Annotated in this window: 13 protein-coding genes and 2 pseudogenes; 11 read left to right on the top strand and 4 right to left on the bottom strand. The window is 68.8% G+C overall.

Annotated features, from left to right (window positions below; translation table 11 throughout):
* The first annotated feature begins 249 nt into the window (after positions 1-249).
* Both FBY22_RS21905 and FBY22_RS21910 read left to right on the top strand, forming a co-directional pair.
* A complete protein-coding gene (locus FBY22_RS21905; RefSeq protein ID WP_142148470.1) occupies positions 250-1,074 on the top strand; it encodes a DUF1684 domain-containing protein in 825 nt (274 codons plus the stop codon).
* Between the two features lie 62 nt (positions 1,075-1,136).
* Complete coding sequence (locus FBY22_RS21910; protein ID WP_142148472.1) at positions 1,137-1,655, top strand: AAA family ATPase; 519 nt, start codon at positions 1,137-1,139, stop codon at positions 1,653-1,655.
* A gap of 265 nt (positions 1,656-1,920) precedes the next feature.
* Here FBY22_RS21910 and FBY22_RS21915 read toward each other — a convergent pair whose 3' ends face one another.
* From FBY22_RS21915 to FBY22_RS21925, 3 genes are all read right to left on the bottom strand, one after another.
* Positions 1,921-3,354, bottom strand: a complete 1,434-nt coding sequence (locus tag FBY22_RS21915; protein ID WP_260845059.1) for a serine/threonine-protein kinase — start codon at positions 3,352-3,354, stop codon at positions 1,921-1,923.
* Between the two features lie 465 nt (positions 3,355-3,819).
* Positions 3,820-3,975 (bottom strand): DUF6131 family protein, encoded by a 156-nt coding sequence (locus tag FBY22_RS44260; protein ID WP_142148474.1) that lies wholly within the window; start codon positions 3,973-3,975, stop codon positions 3,820-3,822.
* 182 nt (positions 3,976-4,157) lie between these two features.
* Complete coding sequence (locus tag FBY22_RS21925; RefSeq protein ID WP_174267235.1) at positions 4,158-4,382, bottom strand: hypothetical protein; 225 nt, start codon at positions 4,380-4,382, stop codon at positions 4,158-4,160.
* 698 nt (positions 4,383-5,080) lie between these two features.
* On the opposite strand from FBY22_RS21925, the gene FBY22_RS44465 reads away from it, so the two are divergent.
* The 3 genes from FBY22_RS44465 (at position 5,081) to FBY22_RS21940 (ending at position 7,944) form a co-directional block, all read left to right on the top strand.
* Positions 5,081-6,691, top strand: coding sequence for a hypothetical protein (locus FBY22_RS44465; RefSeq protein WP_186363026.1), 1,611 nt, complete (start codon positions 5,081-5,083; stop codon positions 6,689-6,691).
* A gap of 90 nt (positions 6,692-6,781) precedes the next feature.
* Positions 6,782-7,255, top strand: a complete 474-nt coding sequence (locus tag FBY22_RS21935; RefSeq protein ID WP_142148476.1) for a hypothetical protein — start codon at positions 6,782-6,784, stop codon at positions 7,253-7,255.
* Between the two features lie 194 nt (positions 7,256-7,449).
* The gene (locus FBY22_RS21940; protein WP_260845060.1) at positions 7,450-7,944 is read left to right on the top strand and encodes an NUDIX hydrolase; all 495 of its coding nucleotides are present in this window, start codon (positions 7,450-7,452) and stop codon (positions 7,942-7,944) included.
* Positions 7,945-7,962: 18 nt separating this feature from the next.
* On the opposite strand, the pseudogene FBY22_RS45305 reads toward FBY22_RS21940, so the two are convergent.
* A pseudogene (locus FBY22_RS45305) lies at positions 7,963-8,064 on the bottom strand (PPOX class F420-dependent oxidoreductase); the annotation flags it as partial.
* Positions 8,065-8,680: 616 nt separating this feature from the next.
* Between FBY22_RS45305 and FBY22_RS21955 the strand changes: the two are divergent.
* From FBY22_RS21955 to FBY22_RS45310, 6 genes and pseudogenes are all read left to right on the top strand, one after another.
* On the top strand, positions 8,681-9,544 hold the full coding sequence (locus tag FBY22_RS21955) for a nuclease (RefSeq protein WP_142148478.1): 864 nt from the start codon (positions 8,681-8,683) through the stop codon (positions 9,542-9,544).
* Positions 9,545-10,066: 522 nt separating this feature from the next.
* Positions 10,067-10,801, top strand: coding sequence for a BTAD domain-containing putative transcriptional regulator (locus FBY22_RS21960; RefSeq protein ID WP_142152447.1), 735 nt, complete (start codon positions 10,067-10,069; stop codon positions 10,799-10,801).
* Positions 10,802-11,112: 311 nt separating this feature from the next.
* Entirely contained in the window at positions 11,113-11,781 is a 669-nt protein-coding gene (locus FBY22_RS21965) for a hypothetical protein (RefSeq protein WP_260845061.1), read from the top strand.
* A gap of 13 nt (positions 11,782-11,794) precedes the next feature.
* The gene (locus tag FBY22_RS21970) at positions 11,795-13,321 is read left to right on the top strand and encodes a triacylglycerol lipase (protein ID WP_142148481.1); all 1,527 of its coding nucleotides are present in this window, start codon (positions 11,795-11,797) and stop codon (positions 13,319-13,321) included.
* Positions 13,322-13,345: 24 nt separating this feature from the next.
* Positions 13,346-13,486 (top strand): annotated as a pseudogene (locus FBY22_RS46035) (peptidoglycan-binding protein); the annotation flags it as partial.
* Positions 13,487-13,826: 340 nt separating this feature from the next.
* Positions 13,827-14,045: a M23 family metallopeptidase gene (locus FBY22_RS45310; protein WP_260845312.1), complete on the top strand. Its 219-nt coding sequence runs from the start codon at positions 13,827-13,829 to the stop codon at positions 14,043-14,045.
* Positions 14,046-14,274: the final 229 nt, after the last annotated feature.

A 14,274-nucleotide genomic window follows, 5' to 3' on the forward strand; every position in this document is an offset into this window, starting at 1 on the left:
CCGGACATCGGACTGGTTTCGCCTGCCGGAGTACACCGGCAGCACCCTGCGCCGGCACCTCGACCTGCGCGCAGCTCTCGACACAGGTCCAGGACACATGACTGACAAAAAGCTGTCACACGCGCACCGGAATGCGGCTGCGCCCGGCACCTGTTCTGGACTGAATGACTGTTGGTGCAGCGCACGCCCGCTGGGCGGGCGGCCCTCAACCTGCGCACCAAGACATCCCCGATCCGAAGGAGATCCTCCATGACCACCGAGGCCACCACGACGGACCTCCATGCCTTCACCGAGGCATGGCTGGAGTGGTACCGCGCCCAGGAGGCCCGACTCGCCGCCCCGCACGGGTTCCTGGCGGTCACCGGACTGCACTGGCTCGACGACCGGCCGCAGCGCTTCCCGGACGCGCCCGGCGCCTGGCACACAGGTCTGGAGGGGGTCGTCGTCACCCTCGACGACGGCGAGGAATTGGTCGTCGACGGAACGCCGGTGCACGGTGAGCACCGCTTCGGTGTGCTCCCCGAGCGCGGTGGCGTCGACGCCGTCTGGGGAGACGCCGTGATCGAGGTCGCCCGGCGTGGCGGACAGGACATCGTGCGCCCCCGGCACCCGGACGCTCCGCTGCGTACGGCCTTCACCGGAACGCCCGCCTACGCTCCCGACCCCCGATGGACGGTGACCGGCCGTTACATCCCCTTCGACACACCGCGGCCGACCACCGTCGGCGCTGCGGTCGAGGGCCTGGAGCACGTCTACGACGCTCCGGGCAGGGTCGAGTTCGAGCTGGACGGGCGGCAACTGTCGCTGACCTCGTTCCCCGGCTCCGGCGGGGGTCGGTTGATGGTCCTGTTCACCGACGCGACCTCTGGGGTCACCACCTACGCGGCCAACCGGGCCCTGACCCTGGAACCGCCCGCCGCCGACGGCACGGTCGTCCTGGACTTCAACCGGGCCGCGAACCTGCCGTGCGCCTACACCGACCTGGCCACCTGCCCGCTGCCCCCGGCCGAGAACCGGCTGCCGGTGGCGATCGAGGCGGGGCACAAGATCCCCCGCGAGCGCGGCGGTTCCTGAGCCGGGGCCCGCCCTTGACCAACTGCAAGACGTCTTCGCCCGATCACGAACCGGGGGCATCCATGCAACGCATCTTGGTGGTGGGCGTCACCGGCTCGGGCAAGTCCACCCTCGCCCGAGCGCTGAGCAGTCGTCTGGGCCTGCCGCACCACGAGATGGACGCCCTGTACTTCAACGGCCCCGACTGGTCCGTCAACGGCGAGCTGACCGAAGACGTATCGAGGCTCACCGCCGAGCCCGGCTGGATCATCGACTCCATCGGCTATCCGGAAGTCCGGGACCTGCTGTGGAACCGAGCCGACACGGTGATCTGGCTGGACTGTCCCAAACGCGTCGTCATGCCTCGCGTCCTGCGCCGGTCCTTCCGGCGCACCGTCACACGCGAGGCACTCTTCGGTGGCAACAGGGAGACCTGGAAGGACTGGCTGAGCCGGGAGCACCCGGCCTGGTGGGCATGGTCCCAACACGGCACCCGCCACCGAGAAATCGAGAGCCGGGTGAACGACCCCCGCTTCGCCCCTCTCCACACCCTCCGCTTCGCCCACCCCGATGACACGGCGGCCTGGCTGACGTCCCTGTGAGCCGCGGGCCGGACAGGCAGTCCCGGTATCCCTCGTGTGGCCCGCCGCTGGCCGCGACCGGCGTCGGTGGCGGTCACGCTGGCATCCCGCAACCGAAACGGGGTTCCCATGAAACTGTCGCCGGCGATCGTGGTCGGGGCGCTGACCACGGCACTCTGCTCAGCCGCGGGCTCCGTACAGGCTGCCGCGTCCGCAGCCCGGGCACGGCGGCGACACCATTACCTGACAGGGGTGGCGCTCCGCCCCGTCACCCGTGTGTGCGCTGCTACTCCCGGCCTTTTCGCGTCTGGCCAGGGGGGCCCGCGGGAGACTTCTTCTTGTCTGCGGCCTTCCCCGGGGCCGCATCGGTCGCCTTGCCGTCACCGGACGTCCGGGAGGCAGGACCGGTCAGATGCCGCGTCGGCTGATCAACAGGCAATGAGACAGCACGGCTGTCCGGAACCGTCGCGCGGAGAGGGCGGGCAGCGGCCGAACGGGAGGAGGGCGAGGCCTTCGGAGCGGCGGAACCGCCGTCGTCGGCCGAGGACTTCGGGGACGCGGAGTGGGCGGGGTGATCACTGGCGGACGGAGCCGCCTCGCCGGTGGCGTCGTGCTGCGAGAAACCATCGGTGGCGATGAGACCGGCGGTCATCACGGCGACCAGGGCGGCCGCTGATCCACACACCGCCACCCGGCTGCGGGCGAAGGCGTGCCGGGAGGCCGCCCGTGGAAGACCGGCCGCGCCGGCCGCGGCGGTACCGAGCGGCCGCGCGCCGGGCAGCAGACTGCGGTGCGTGCGGTCGCTGTCACCGTCGCTTTCGTGTGCGGTCGACCGCAATACGGCGCTGCTCATGGCCGGTGCCGTCGGCTGAACCCGCCCCGCACTGGACGTGACCTCGGCCAGATGGGCCAGGGCCCGGGCGCACTCGCGTGCCGTGGGACGGTCCTGCTCCTCCAGAGCCGTCATCCGGTGCAGCAGGTCGCCGAACGCTTCGGGCAGGAAGTCGGGGAGCGCGGGTCGGCGGTGCAGTCGGGCGATGGCCGCCTCCAGGGGGCCGCCTTCGTATTCGAGCCTGCCGGTGAGGCACTCGAGTAGGACCAGTCCGAGGGCGTAGACGTCGGCCGGTGGGCCGACGGGCCTGCCGAGTACCTGCTCGGGGGACAGATAGGCGGCCGTGCCGATGAGGGTGCCGGTGGCGGTGTGCGTGGTGGAGTCCAGCAGCCGGGAGATACCGAAATCGGTCAGATGAGGACTGTCCGAGGCGTCCAGGAGGATGTTCGACGGTTTGACGTCCCGGTGGATGATCCCCTTCTCATGGGCGTGGTCCAGGGCGTCGGCGAGGGCGGCGCCGAGCGTGGCGGCAGCTTCGGGCGACAGAGCGCTCTCGGCGATGCGGCTCTTGAGGGTGGGACCGTCCACGAGTTGCATGACGAGGTAGGCGTCGCCGTCGTGCCTTCCGGCGTCGTAGGCGGTCACCAGTCCCGGATGCTGTAGCTGGGCCAGAATGACCGCTTCGCTGCGGAAGCCCTCCTCGGTGTCGAAGCCGGTACCGGACCGGAAGATCTTCACGGCCACGGGCCGCCGCAGTTGCAGGTCGAAGCCGCGGTGCACGTCGGCCGCGCCACCCCAGCCGATCAGCCCGTCCAGGCGGTAACGGCCCCCCAGTATCCGGGCGTTGCACCGTGTGGGCCGTCCGTCATGCCCCTCACGCAACCTCAACTCGCCCTCCCCGGCCTCGCGGAACAGAAACTGGCAGGCACCCGTCGTGGGCCGGCCACCGAACGCAGGTACCCATCCAGCGACCTCTTGCACAGCGGCGGGCGAATCTTCTGGCCCATGCTCAAGTGATCCGTTACGCGCAAGGCCGCCGGCCGCCGGCTCTGGGACCAGGCGGCCGACGGCCGAAAGGGAGGCAAGGAGGCGAGGCGTCCTCTTGAAGTGTCCTCTTGAGGTGTCCTCTTGAGGTGTCCTGTCGAGGTGTCCTCTCAAGCTGTCGAGGTGTCCCTTCGATGTGTCCTCTCGAAGATTCCGGCCCCTGTCAGGGTCCGGGGCCGCCGCCACAGGGCGGGGCGCGGCCGCTCATGCCATGACGGCGCGGCCGCGCCCGTGATCCTTCACCCTGGTCTCAGTCACCACCAGGCCAGGCCTTGATTCAGGTGGGGGTTTGCTCGAGAGGCGGCACGGTCACCAATAGTGGCGTCGGCCGGCGACCGCGTGCCCCATGGATCCCAGGAGCCAGAAGACGGCGCCGACCACGGCCAGGATGATGCCGATGGTCCACAAGATCGATATGCCGGTGAGGAAACCGACGATGAGCAAAATGATGCCGAGCGCGATCATGACGTACCTCCTGGCGTGACCGGACGTTACCTTCCGGGTGCCCCGAAGCGGCGCTATCACGCCACCTCTCAGGACGCATGTTCCAGCGCCCTTGGTCAACGGAGCCGCCCGTCGCGGGCCGGGCGTCCTGCGTACCACCAGGTCGGCGCGCGGACGGTCGCCGCCCGCTCCCGCTCGTCCCCTCAGGCGGGCTGCACCGCGAACATCTCCAGGTGCCCGCAGACCGGGCAGCGGTAGGCGTCGATCTGCCAGTGCGGCCGGCCCATCCGTCTGGCGCCGCCGAGCGGACCCTTCTCGAGGACGCCGGCGATCCAGTTCGAGTATCCGCGAGCGCCCTGCCCGGAGTCCTCGACGAAGCCCGGCTCCAGCCCCACCGCACCACATTGCGTGCACCGTATGTTGTTCATCGTCGGAGTGTAGACAGCGACTTCGGGCGTGAGTACAAGCGAGTCCCGGTCTCCTCGCGGCAGGGACTCCGAATGGAAACCATGCAAAGCAATAGCCCACCGATTACCGGTTCTTGGTGAAGTATTGCCTGCCGCTTTCTCCGACTTCCCGGACCGGTGTGCATGACACCGCTGCCCATGGTCAACGATCAGTCATGAAACACCCTGGAACGCGCGCCGCCAACTGGCCCGGGGGCAGAGCGAGTTGCCGTTCGACCAGCGGATACGGACCACAATCGACAGGGGAGCGGTCACGCACAAGAGGGCGACAGCCTTGTCACTGTGTAAAAGCTGTCTGATTCCATTGACCTGCGCCTGTCAAATCTGATGTGATCTGCCGCGTCTGACAACGCATCACCTTTCAAGCTTCAAAAGGGGCGGCGCGACCCTTCTCACTGCCCTTTTCTTTCGTTCAGGTCAGGACTGGATTCCCCGCAGATCACAACGCCGCGCGTCAATTGCCCAACTGCCGTGCACACCGCCGCCCGTGCAGTGAAGCAACCACCGTTCGGCTCCCTTGTCCTGCCCAGCGACGAAGCCGGCGTCGACATCGACGTCCGGAGACGGCTGTCGGGTGATGCGCCCCTGTCGGCGTCCCATGCAATCCACCTCCCCGCACCGACGGCGGAGGTCCGCGCGAAGAAAGGTTCCCATCACCCATGGGTACTCCCCACATAGGCGGCGCAGCCCGAGCAACCCTCGCCGGTCTCGCGTCGTTGTCCCTGGCCACCGGCCTGGCACTCGCCATCACCCCGCAGGCGACAGCCGCCCCCCAGGCGACGGTGCACGCGGCGAGATCCAACCCCTACAGCCCCGCGTACCAGCACCCGTACCGGCACGGCGTCCTTCCCACCATCCAGCGGAACGCCAAGATGAAGTCGTGGGCGGCCAACCACCCGGCCGCCACCGCGGCGACCGGCCCGGAAACCCTGTCCTACGGCGGCGGCATCGACGGCATCGGCGTCCAGAGCGGCCACTCCAAGGTCTACCTGGTCTTCTACGGCTCCCAGTGGGGGACGCAGAGCACCAACGGCAGCGGTGACGCCACGTTCTCCGGCGACCCGGACGGCGCCGCCCCCGTCGCTCAGGAGATGTTCAAGGACATCGGCACCGGCAACGAGCGATGGTCCGCGGACCTCACCCAGTGGTGCGACGGGCCGAACGTGTCGACGGGCGCCACCAGTTGCCCCTCCAACGCGAACTTCATCCCGTACCAGAGCGGCGGCGTGCTGTCCGGTGTCTGGTACGACAACTCGGCGGCCTCCCCGAGCGCCGCGACGGGGCACCAGCTGGGCGCCGAGGCCGTCAAGGCGGCCGGGCACTTCGGCAACACCACCGCCGCGTCCAACCGGGACGCGTACTACGTCATCCTGTCGCCGCACAACACCAACCCGGACAGCTACCAGGGCCAGTACTGCGCCTGGCACGACTACAACGGCGACAGCACGCTCTCCGGCGGTCCCGTTTCCTCCTCATACGGTGACATCGCGTTCAGCAACCAGCCGTACAACATGGACTCCGGTTCGGGCTGCGGCGTCGGCTTCGTCAACTCGCCCGGCACACTCGACGGTTGGACCATGACGCTCGGCCACGAGTGGCACGAGATGATGTCCGACCAGAACCCGGCCGGCGGCTGGACCAACCACACCGGCAGCTCCTACGACGGCCAGGAGAACTCCGACGAGTGCGCCTGGATCTCCCCCGGCAGCACGGGCGGGGCGGCCAACGTGACCATGGGCACGGGCACGTTCGCGGAGCAGGCGAGCTGGTCCAACGACACCAACAACTGCGCCATCTCCCACGCCATCGTCGGCGGCGGCAGCAACGGTGGCGGCGGCACCCTCACCAACGGCACCTTCGAGACGGGCAGCCTGTCCAGCTGGACCACCAGCGGCAGCACCTCCGCCATCACCTCGGCGGCGCACAGCGGGAGTTACGGCGCGATGGTCGGGTCGACCGGCCCGACGAACACCTCCTCACTCGCCCAGTCCTTCACCGCCCCGTCCGGCACCAGCAAGGTCTCCTTCTGGTACAACGTCACCTGCCCGGACACCGTGACCTACGACTGGGCCACGGCCACCCTCCAGGACACCACGGCCGGCACCACCACGACGCTGCTCGCCAAGACCTGCACCAAGGGCGCGGGCTGGAAGCAGGTCACCGGCACCGTGACCGCGGGCCACAACTACACGCTCACCCTCACCAACAAGGACGACAACTACGCGGGTGACGCGACCTACACCTACTACGACGACGTGACCGTCTCCTGACACCTCGCACCGCACGGTGGGGGCGGGCCGACGGCCCGCCCCCGCTCCCGTCCCGGCCTCCACCCCGGGCGGTAACCACCGGAGGGCCCCTTGTTCCTGTCGTCGGTCCCCTTCCCCTCGGCCCGGCACACGCTGCGCGCCGGGCTCACCACCGTGGCCGCGATGGCCGCCCTCGGCGGCTGTGCGTCCGGCACGGCGGGATCCCCGTCCTCCACATCGCCGTCCGTGTCCGCCTCCCCCGCCCACTCGGTCGTTCTCGACGAACGGGCTCGTGGAACCGCGGTGCGAGTGCCCCCGGGCACCCGCCTGGTCGTACGTCTTCACAGCAGCTACTGGTCCACCCCCGCGGGCTCGAACCCCCGGGTACTCGACCCCGGCGGCGGCGGAACGACCGTCGCCGCCACCTGCCCGCCCGGCCGCGGCTGCGGCTTCTCCTCCGCGCGGTTCACCGCACTACGGCCCGGCACGGCGCACATCACCGCCCGACGTCACTCGTGCGGAGAGGCCATGCGCTGCCCGCCGGGGCAGGAACGCTACGACGTGACCGTGACGGTCACCCGATAGCGCAGCCGACCCTCGGACCGCCCGGAAAGGGACTGATCCCTTTCGTATCCCGTTCGGCAAAGTCGCCGGACCATGGGCTTACTCTCGGCATCCCTTCCGCGACGGGTGGAGCGCAGTCGCGGTTTCACGCGAGCGCGCGGCCCACGGAACCCGGCAGGGGACTGACCGCGGTCCGGTGCGGGCATCATGTCGGGGTGGCCGTTCCCGACTCCCCACCGCTCGCCGTCGACGACCGCGGCAACGTCCTGGCCTCCTTCGTCCGGGGAACGGAGGACGAACCGCCACCGGACGCGCCCCTGCCCCTTGCCCTCGCGGCGCTGTGGCAGGACGACCGCATCCTGATGGCGTTCAACCGGATTCGGCAGGCCTGGGAGCTGCCGGGCGGACAGATCGCCCCCGGCGAGACCGCTCGTGAAGCGGCCGCGCGTGAGTTACTTGAGGAGACCGGCCACGCGCCCGCAGGGCGACTCACGTTCGTCGGTTACGCGCGGTTCACCCTGGCACCCGATCAACGTGCCGAGTACGGCGCCATGTTCGCCGGAACGGCCGCCGACGGCTCCGGACGCTTCACGCCCAACGCCGAGATCACGGCCGTACGCTGGTGGGACCTCCGGGAGCCCTTGCCAGGCCGACTCCAACCGCTGGACGCCCGCCTGGCGGCGCTCAGCCGCGACACACGGCTCATCTGACCTGGGTGGCCGTCGTCCTCACGTGGATGCCTGGTCGCTGTCCTTGATCGCTCCCCAGCAGTGCCAGCGCTCGACCTCGATCCACGCGCTCACCTGTGGGCGCACCCGATCGGGATAGGGCTTTTCCTGCGCCTCACACGTCGTGAGTGGCCCCTCTACCTGTCTGCGCAGGAACCGTTTCGGTCCCCGGGCTGCTCGATTCCGGGTCGGTCGGCGCGCGCCCCACGTCCGACGGCGTCTCGCGGGCCCGAGCGTCGACGAAGCGCGTCACGAGATGCTGCGCGGCGCCGAAGATGACAGCCCACGCCATGATTTGTGCGCTGGAGTCCAGGTCGCTCAGGCCGGGGATGAAGGCCCCCTGATGAGCAGCACCCGTTGGGAAGTTGGACGACGTTCTTTGGCCTGGTCGGCTCGTACGAGTCAACTCGCCTCGGCGCCGCCGGGTGCGCCGTACGTCCGAGCGCGAGCGACGTAACCCACAGGAAAACGAGGGCGATTACATTTCCTCTGAGTTTCCTGGGGTTTCGCGGACCGTTGAAGGCTTTCCCGTTGGCCATCCCGACCTCCGGCAAAGGCTCCCCCTTTCAGCATAGGACGGGCAGCCAACAGGAGCACGACAGGAGCACGACAGGAAGCGGGCAATGGCAGCAATTGCAGACCGCCCGACGGGGGAATAGCGTGGTTCAGCAGGCATCTCGCCCATCCCCGCCAGCCGTTCAAGCCTTCGGGAGCCGTTATGACGATGCTGCTCATCAACGGATCGTTCCAGATCACGGGAACACAGCCGGACGGCGACACCATCCACTTCACTCCCAACGACCCGACAGAATGGTCCTTGGTGGGCAGTGGAGGCCGCGCCGTCAAACACGACGCGCTCGGACGTGCCACGCTCCGCCTGGACGCGATCGACGCACTGGAAACGCACTACGGGCCCAGCCGCGTGCACCAACCTCTCCACTTCGCCCATGCCGCACGTGACGAACTCCAGACCTGGCTGGGGTTCACGAACGTCCAGCAGGGGCCGGACGAGACCGTGACGGCGGCGACGCCCGACACGGTGCCCGGCTTCATCCTCACCAACGGCGCGGACATTCATGGCCGTTGTGTCGCTCTCGTGGGGCGCGGCGTCCCAGAGGGCGCCAGCGGTACTGACATCGACGTCGGGGCCGACCTGCTACGGACCACGGTGAACCATCACCTGCTCGCCACCGGGCTGGCCTACCCCACCTTCTACCGAAGCCTGTTCCCCAGCCTGCGGGCCGAGTTGACCGCCGCCGTGCGGCAGGCACGGACCGCGCCGGCGCAAGGTCTGTGGCCGAGCGACACGACCACGACCGGGGCCAAGGTCACGGGCCTGTCCTCGCTCACGGACGACGCCGTGATCCTGCCCAAGCTGTTCCGGCGTCTCGTCGACTACCTCCAGCTCGACAACGGCTCGCTGGCCTGCTTCCCGGCCTACCTGGCCGGAGTGCAGGACCGCTTCACCATCACGTCCACCGGCAAACGCTGCACCGGCCTCAACAACGTCGTCGAAGTCACCAACGGTCAGATCGTGCGGCTGACCCAGCCACCCGAGGACCTGGTCTTCGAGGAAGCCTGAGACCGAGGCGGCATGACAGAAGCGCGGCGGCCGCCGGCCGGGCCGGTCATCGAGGGTCCGGGCGGCGGCCCGCACCACGCCATCACCTCAGACGGCTTCCACTTGTCGTTCATCGCTGTCGCGACTTCTCAACCGGCTTCCCAGGGGTTCTTGAATTCCCTGGGAATCTTTCTGCATCCGAATGACACGCCGTCATTTTGCCGACGGACGACGTGGTGTCCGCCCGTCAGATTCTGAGGGGACCGTGCGTCGGCAGAGCCTGGATCCGTCACCGCCCCTTGTCTTGAGTTTGGTCCCGGTGTCCTTGGTCTGCAAACCCGGAATTCCGGCTTCTTCGGTTGTCATGGTTTCGGTTGCAACCAATTGAGATGACGGTTCAATGGTTGATGCTTTAACCGCCCTATGGGCGCATGAGTTGCATGGTCCGGTCGCACCGGCTGAAATTGATGACAAGGCTCCTAAGAGGCTGCGACACGAGGCCGGCGAGGGTGACAGGCCTCCGCGGGGTTGGCTGCCCACGCCATGGTGAGCGAGGCGATCAAGGTGACGTCCCCTCCCCGATTGCGCCTGCTCGGCCAGTTCCGGCTGGAGTATGACGCCAAGCCCGTCGAACTGAGCCGCAACGGCCAGCGCTTGCTGGCGTTCGTAGGACTGCACCGTCGCGTGTCCCGCACCGTCCTGGCCGGAACGCTGTGGCCAGAGGTCACGGAAGAGCACGCCAGGGGCAGCCTGCGCACCACTCTGTGGAAGCTGCCCCGCTGTGACCAGGCGCTGATCCGGTGCAGCGGGGACTCACTGTCGAGTGACACAGGCCTGCACGTCGACGTTCACGCCTTGATCGAGACGGCATTCGATGTCGTGCAGGGCTGTGCTCGCCCGTTCGACGCCCAGCTCCCGCCGGGGCTGCTCGCGGCGGAGGAGCTGCTGCCCGGCTGGGACGAGGAGTGGGTTCTGCTGGAGCGCGAACGCCTTCGGCAGCTGCGACTGCACGCACTCGACGCCCTGGCCGAGACCCTCGTACGAGCGGGGAAGTCGGCGTTGGCCCTGGAGGCGGCATGGGCGAGCGTACGCTCGGACCCGCTGCGGGAGAGCGCGCACCGGGCCGCTGTGTCGGCGCACCTCGCGGAGGGCAATCTCATCGAGGCGGTCCGTCAATACCGCTCCTTCCAAGGGCTACTGCGCGACGAACTGGGCGTCGAACCGTCTCCTCAGTTCACACGGATGCTGGCTCAGCGCGGGATCGTCCTCTTCCGGTGAGGGATGACCGGTCGAGAGACGACGGGTCCGAGGGATGACGGGTCCGAGGGATGAAGGGTCCGAGGGATGAAGGGTCGAGGGATGACGGGTCGGCGGATGACGGGAGACTGACGACAGGCTGACAGTGCGCTGACGGCGCGTCCGTAACCTCGTTCGCGGGATCCTCGACGCGGGACCCTCGACGCGGCCGGAGGACGACGTGACCGCCAGGGCGACCATCGCCGAGATCGTGTGCCCACGGCCGTCGGCCTCGACCGGCCTCTCCCCCGACCGAACACCGACTCCACTCGGAGGTCACCATGTCGTGGCGCGTGGCAGCCAGCCTGGAGACCCTTCTGCACCAGATCGACGCGCGCTTTCCGGGACGCAGCAGGCTCTCCGACGGCGCCATCGGCGACGCCGCCCACCAGACGCGCGACAGCGACCACAATCCCTGGTACGGGCCCGGGATCGTCACCGCTCGCGACTTCACGCACGATCCGGACCACGGCCTCGACATCCAGGAAGTCGCAGACCAGCTGCTGGACAGCCGCGACCCGCGGATCAAGTACGTCATAGCCAACCGTCGGATCGCCACCCGCCGCGACTGGCAGTGGGGACCGTACGACGGGGCCAACCCGCACGAGAAGCACTTCCACCTGTCGGTGGTGGCCGATCCGCTCTGCGACGACCCGCAGGACTGGAAGCTGCCCGTCCTGGGCGACACCCCGGACGACGGGGGCGACGCCGCGACCACCGACTTCGTCACCTGGGGCACCGGAGTCAACGTCCGGGCGGAGCCCCGCCTCGACGCACCCGTCGTGACCATGCTGCCCGGCCCGACGCAGGTGACGGTGCAGTGCCAGACCCGGGGCGACACGGTCAGCACCGCGGGCCATGTCAACGACGCGTGGTCCTTCGTACCCCAGCTCGGCGGATACGTGTCCAACATCTTCATCGACCACCCGGCGGCCTGGCTTCCGGGTGTGGGTGAATGCTGAACTGGAGGACGGCATGGCACCGGCCACGAAACTGCCCATCGTCTACGTCCGGGGATACGCCGGCAACACCGCCGGCATCGACAAGGCCGTGACGGACCCCTTCTACGGGTTCAACGAGGGCTCCACCCACGTCCGTATCGGACCGGACGACGAACCGTCCTTCTACCAGTTCGAGAGCCCCCTGCTGCGGCTGCACCTTGACGAGGGATACCACATCCTCGTGGACGGCGGCCAGGAGCTCTACCTGGCCACCCACGACACGATCCCACCGAACTCCATCTGGATCCACCGCTTCTACGACACCTCCGCGAGCACCTGGGGCATGGGCCCTCATGAGTTCCGGCTGGAGACCGCCGCGGAGAGCCTGCTGACCCTGATCGAGACGCTCAAGGACAAGTCCGGGGCGCCCGGGGTTCACCTCGTCGCCCACTCCATGGGCGGGCTGGTGTGCCGTTGCCTGATCCAGAAGATCATCCCGGATCTCGGCCATGATCCGGCCGACTACGTGGGCAAGCTGTTCACCTACGGCACCCCGCACGGAGGCATCGCCTTCGACGTCGGCTTCGGCGTGCTGGAACGGCTGCGTGACGTCACCGGCATCAACGGCGCGGACATCTTCGGCCCGGAACGGATGTACCAGTACCTGACGCCCAAGGCGCTCACCGACCCCGACGGACCGCCGCACAACTGGGACGCCCGCGCGATGCCCCCCGACCGCCCGTTCGCCCTCCCTCGCGGCCGGGTCTTCTGCCTCGTCGGCACCGACCCGACCGACTACGAGGTGGCGCACGGCCTGTCGGCCGCCACGGTCGGGCCCCGCAGCGACGGTCTGGTGCAGACCGACAACGCCTACGTGCCCGGCGCACACCAGGCATACGTGCACCGCAGCCACAGCGGAGCCTACGGACTCGTCAACTCCGAGGAGGGCTACCAGAACCTGCGGCGCTTCCTGTTCGGGGACTGCGAGGTGAACGCGGAACTCGTCGGCTTCCACCTGCCGCGGCGCGACAGCACGACATGGCAGGCCGAGGTCCGGCTGTCGGTGCGCGGTCTGCAGATCGTCACGCACGAACGGACGAGCGCCCAGTGGTGCCCCGTCCAGTTGTCCGAGACCGCAGCCGACACCGTCGACGGCAGGACATGCGTCCCACTGGTGAACACCTTCCTCAACAGCAACCTGCGCAGCAGCGATTCGGGCACCATGCGGTACGCCCTGCACGTGCGCGTCCTGTCTCTGCACCGCCGTGACGGGCTCCTCAGCTTCAACGACCACCTCGAGCAGACCGCCGACTTCGACGACATCCTCGTCGTCGACGTGGGCGCCGGTGACGACCCGGCTGCCATGCCCACGCTCCGGGCCACCTGGAACTCCACGATCAGCGGCCCGATCAGCGACTACCGACCCGACGGCGGCAGCACCCTCGGCGACGAGAACCCCGCTCCCGGTGTCTGGGTCCACAACATCGAACTGCCCGCCACCGCCACCCCGATCCTCGGAGAGGACGCGCGGATCCGGCTCACCGTCACCCCCTGGGACTGACGGCACGAAAGGAAGCGAGCCGTCATGGTCACCGTCGCCCTGTCGAGAGTCCGGTTCGGTGAGACCAACGAGGACATCCGGACCGTACAGAAAGCCCTGATCGCCCGCGGCCACCCCATCCCCGGCGGCCCCACCGGCTTCTTCGGCGAACAGACCAAAGCCGCCTACCGCGCCGAACAACTCGCCCAGGGATTCAACGGCCACGACGCCGACGGCATCCCGGGCTGCACCTCACTCACCACCCTCGGCCACCACGCCCACTTCGACGTCGACCGCACCCGAGCGCACAAGCCGGGCAAGGGGCGGGTCCCTTCACCGGTACCGAACCACAAGGTGACCTTCGCGTTCTTCGCACGCGGCCCCTACGCCTGGAAGCCCGACGGCGTCGGCCGTCACACCGGCGAGGACTTCGCCGCCAACTCGGGCGTCCCCGTGGTCGCCGTGCGCAACGGCATCGTCGCCTGGTCGAACGGCAACGGCGGGGGCGTACGGCCAGTGGATCGGACTGCACGCCGACAACGGTCACGTCTACACCTACTGCCATCTCTCGCAGCGACAGGTGAAGGATGGTCAGAAGGTCACCGCAGGACAGCAGCTCGGCAAGGTCGGCGCCACGGGCAACGCGACGGAACCGCATCTGCACTTCGAGATGTCGAAGGGCTCCAGCTGGTCCTACGGCAACGTCGCGAAGCCCAACTGGTCAGCGGCCGGGAGAGGTTCGTGATGGCACAGCACAACCCCCATCAAGCCGCCGCGGAGCGGGGTGAGTTGATGCCGATCCAGGTCAGGGCCTGGCAGAACGGCTATGACGCGGGCATCAGCACGCCTCCGGACGTACCTGCGACGCCGCTCGTCCGCAGCCCCGACTACGCGCGGGCCTGGGCCCAGGGCGCGGTGGCCGGCAACGCCGACGGACGCCGGGAGGGCTGGCGGTGGGCGTACTTCGACGGGAC

Origin of the sequence: Streptomyces sp. SLBN-31, assembly GCF_006715395.1 — a bacterium.
In the GTDB taxonomy this organism is placed as follows: Bacteria; Actinomycetota; Actinomycetes; order Streptomycetales; family Streptomycetaceae; genus Streptomyces.

Coding starts and splice junctions, on each gene's coding strand:
- FBY22_RS21905 (WP_142148470.1), top strand. CDS start 250: ATGACCACCGAGGCCACCACGACGGACCTCCATGCCTTCACCGAGGCA.
- FBY22_RS21910 (WP_142148472.1), top strand. CDS start 1,137: ATGCAACGCATCTTGGTGGTGGGCGTCACCGGCTCGGGCAAGTCCACC.
- FBY22_RS44260 (WP_142148474.1), bottom strand. CDS start 3,975: ATGATCGCGCTCGGCATCATTTTGCTCATCGTCGGTTTCCTCACCGGC.
- FBY22_RS21925 (WP_174267235.1), bottom strand. CDS start 4,382: ATGAACAACATACGGTGCACGCAATGTGGTGCGGTGGGGCTGGAGCCG.
- FBY22_RS44465 (WP_186363026.1), top strand. CDS start 5,081: ATGGGTACTCCCCACATAGGCGGCGCAGCCCGAGCAACCCTCGCCGGT.
- FBY22_RS21955 (WP_142148478.1), top strand. CDS start 8,681: ATGACGATGCTGCTCATCAACGGATCGTTCCAGATCACGGGAACACAG.
- FBY22_RS21960 (WP_142152447.1), top strand. CDS start 10,067: ATGGTGAGCGAGGCGATCAAGGTGACGTCCCCTCCCCGATTGCGCCTG.
- FBY22_RS21970 (WP_142148481.1), top strand. CDS start 11,795: ATGGCACCGGCCACGAAACTGCCCATCGTCTACGTCCGGGGATACGCC.